Raw genomic sequence first — 2,459 nt, forward strand, 5'->3', positions numbered from 1 at the left:
GGAATACGGCGTACCCGCCGAAATCATCGTCGGCATCATCGGCGTGGAAACCATCTACGGCCGCGACACCGGCAGCTTTCGCGTGATGGATGCCCTGACCACGCTGGCCTTCGACTTCCCGGCGAACCACCCGCGCGCCAAAGAACGCAGCGAATTCTTCAAGGGCGAAATCGAGCAATTCCTGACCCTGCAACACCGGCTTGAGGCCAGTCCCTTCGACGCACGCGGCAGCTTCGCGGGCGCCATGGGTATGCCGCAGTTCATGCCTTCCAGCCGGGTCAAATATGCGGTGGACTTCGACGGCGATGRCAGCATCGATCTGTCTGGCAGCCCGGCCGACGTGATCGGCTCGGTCGCAAGTTACTTCAAGGCCTTCAACTGGCAGCCGGGCATGCCCACACATTACCCCGTGAGCTTCGACAAAAGCCGGCTCGACATGGACGCCCTGATGGCGCCGGACATCCTGCCCACATTCAGCATCGAGAGCTTCACGGCCAAGGGTGCGGTCCTGGAAGGACCTGCGCTCCAACACACCGGGCCGCTGGCGCTGGTGGAGCTGCTTAACGGCCAGGACGCGCCCCAATACGTCGCCGGCACCGAAAACTTCTACGCCATCACCCGCTACAACTGGAGCAGCTATTACGCGATGGCGGTGATTGAGCTGGGGCGGGAAGTGGCTGCGCGGGTCAGACAGTGAGGCAGAGGTGGTTGCCGGCGTGGATCCGAATGCAACTCCCTGGTTAAGTTCCGGCGACCGGTACGCGCAGCCAATAGCACTCGCCGACACCTGAGATTTCACGAACAGCGAAACCCTTTCTTTCGAGGACCCGGCGCAGCTTGAGATTCGGCGTGGCGCAATGAACCGCATGGACCCGCCACTCCACGAAAGCGAGGCCCTCGCGCTTTGCAAAGCGGCTTGCAAGGGCAGCCAGACTGGGCAAAGCACCCTCGCCTCCGCCATCAATATGCGCCAGCTCCATCAACAGCGTATCGCCCTGCACCTTGAATTTCCCAAGCATGTTGGCGCTGCCGGCCTTGAACACGAGCGGCTCATCGCGAAGCACCATGGCCTGAAGTTCATCGGTCGGCAGGTCCAGCACCTCATCGACCGTATACCCCTCGAGCAGAACTTGTGGCATAGCGTGTTCCTGCGGGTCCGGCATCAGCCTGTATTCTGCGAAGGCCAGCGATAGCTCAACACCGCCGCCAACGGATAAAAATGCTCGCGCACCTCGTCAAGCTGGTTGCCGCCCCACAAATACACATACTCCGCATCCACCCGGAGAACGAAGCCGACGTGGCCCTTCCAGCCGCCGGGATCTTCCCGCGACAGCACGGCGATGCAGCCGGGCACAGGCGCGCTGAGCGGCTCGCCCCAGTCCAGCCATGAACGCGCCAATGCCGACCCCGTCCCAGGGATGCCGACCTGGGCCAGAGCCCAATTGACAAATGAAGAACACCACGACGCCTTGTCGTCATAACCGCGGATGTTGGTGTGGGCGTGGTACTCGGTCACCCGGGGGTTACTCTGGCCCATGGGAAACGTGCGCACGCCGGCTTCGGCGAAGGCGATGGGCATCCAGGGTGTGTGCATAGAAATCAAAGCTGGCTCAGACCATAACCTTGATCTCGCCCGCAAGCTGCGGAGTGACCCTCGGCCCAAAGCTCTCAATATTTGCCAGGGTCGCCGTATGGTGGGCCGAAATCTGTGCCGCAGTGAGGATTCCGTTGTCCACGGTGGAGTGGCCATCCGAAACCAGCGTGACCGGATAGCCGAGAGCCAGGGCGCGCCGGGTCGTTGTGTCTACGCAAAAGTCGCTTTGCATGCCGCAGATGATCAATTTCTTGACGCCACGCTCCTGCAGCAGGGTCTGCAGCTCCGTGTTGTGGAACGAATCCGTCGCCTTCTTCCGCAGGCGGATATCGGTTGGCTGGGTGTCCAGGCCATCCGCGAGTTTCCAGCCCTCAGTTCCATACTCCAGCGGATCATTCGGCGCCTCGTGCTGGATCAGGATAACGGGAGCACCCGCGGCGCGGGCCTTGGCAGACACCTGGTTGATGCTGTCAATGACGCGCCGGCTTTCAAAGGCCCCGCCCTCACCGGAGCAAAGAGCCGTCTGAACGTCGATGATAAGGAGGGCAGTTGTCGTCATGAAGTAAGGTCTGATGTTGATGTGTTGGCGGAAAGGGGAAGTTCAGCCTGCCGCAATTTGCAGGCTCGATCAGTGCCTGGTTTGCATCACCGGAGCCACGCTGTTGCATCGCCTCCTGCCACAGCCTGGCGAGTTCCCCCGGGCGATCGGGATGGGTCTCGTACACGGCCGGTCCATGGGGGGTTTGATTCTGGGTAACGCATTTTCAGCCTGACGTTGAAATCAATCGGCAGCCAACAAGCATGCAAAGCAGGCTGGCCGAACATCCGTGCCGACCGAACTGGCAAATTGCGTCATGCGCCGCTC

General features: G+C 61.4%; 4 protein-coding genes. 1 reads left to right on the plus strand and 3 read right to left on the minus strand.

Annotation, left to right across the window (positions count from 1 at the left end; genetic code table 11):
• On the plus strand, positions 1–697 hold a 697-nt coding region (locus AC1D1P_RS20885; RefSeq protein ID WP_477674282.1), incomplete at its 5' end, for a lytic murein transglycosylase.
• Between the two features lie 43 nt (positions 698–740).
• Here AC1D1P_RS20885 and AC1D1P_RS20890 read toward each other — a convergent pair.
• From AC1D1P_RS20890 to AC1D1P_RS20900, 3 genes are read right to left on the minus strand one after another with little or no spacing between them, the layout of a single operon-like run.
• Positions 741–1,139, minus strand: coding sequence for a hypothetical protein (locus AC1D1P_RS20890; protein ID WP_477671092.1), 399 nt, complete (start codon positions 1,137–1,139; stop codon positions 741–743).
• A 23-nt stretch (positions 1,140–1,162) separates the two neighbouring features.
• Positions 1,163–1,579 (minus strand): TIGR02594 family protein, encoded by a 417-nt coding sequence (locus tag AC1D1P_RS20895; RefSeq protein ID WP_477674283.1) that lies wholly within the window; start codon positions 1,577–1,579, stop codon positions 1,163–1,165.
• A gap of 31 nt (positions 1,580–1,610) precedes the next feature.
• Complete coding sequence (locus AC1D1P_RS20900) at positions 1,611–2,153, minus strand: cysteine hydrolase family protein (protein ID WP_477671094.1); 543 nt, start codon at positions 2,151–2,153, stop codon at positions 1,611–1,613.
• Between the last annotated feature and the right edge of the window lie 306 nt (positions 2,154–2,459).

Source organism: Polaromonas sp. P1_E1_2, from assembly GCF_056406035.1.

What these genes read in the sequence shown, in the direction of transcription:
- AC1D1P_RS20900 (WP_477671094.1), bottom strand. Translation starts at nt 2,153, where the DNA reads ATGACGACAACTGCCCTCCTTATCATCGACGTTCAGACGGCTCTTTGC.
- AC1D1P_RS20895 (WP_477674283.1), bottom strand. Translation starts at nt 1,579, where the DNA reads ATGCCCATCGCCTTCGCCGAAGCCGGCGTGCGCACGTTTCCCATGGGC.
- AC1D1P_RS20890 (WP_477671092.1), bottom strand. Translation starts at nt 1,139, where the DNA reads ATGCCACAAGTTCTGCTCGAGGGGTATACGGTCGATGAGGTGCTGGAC.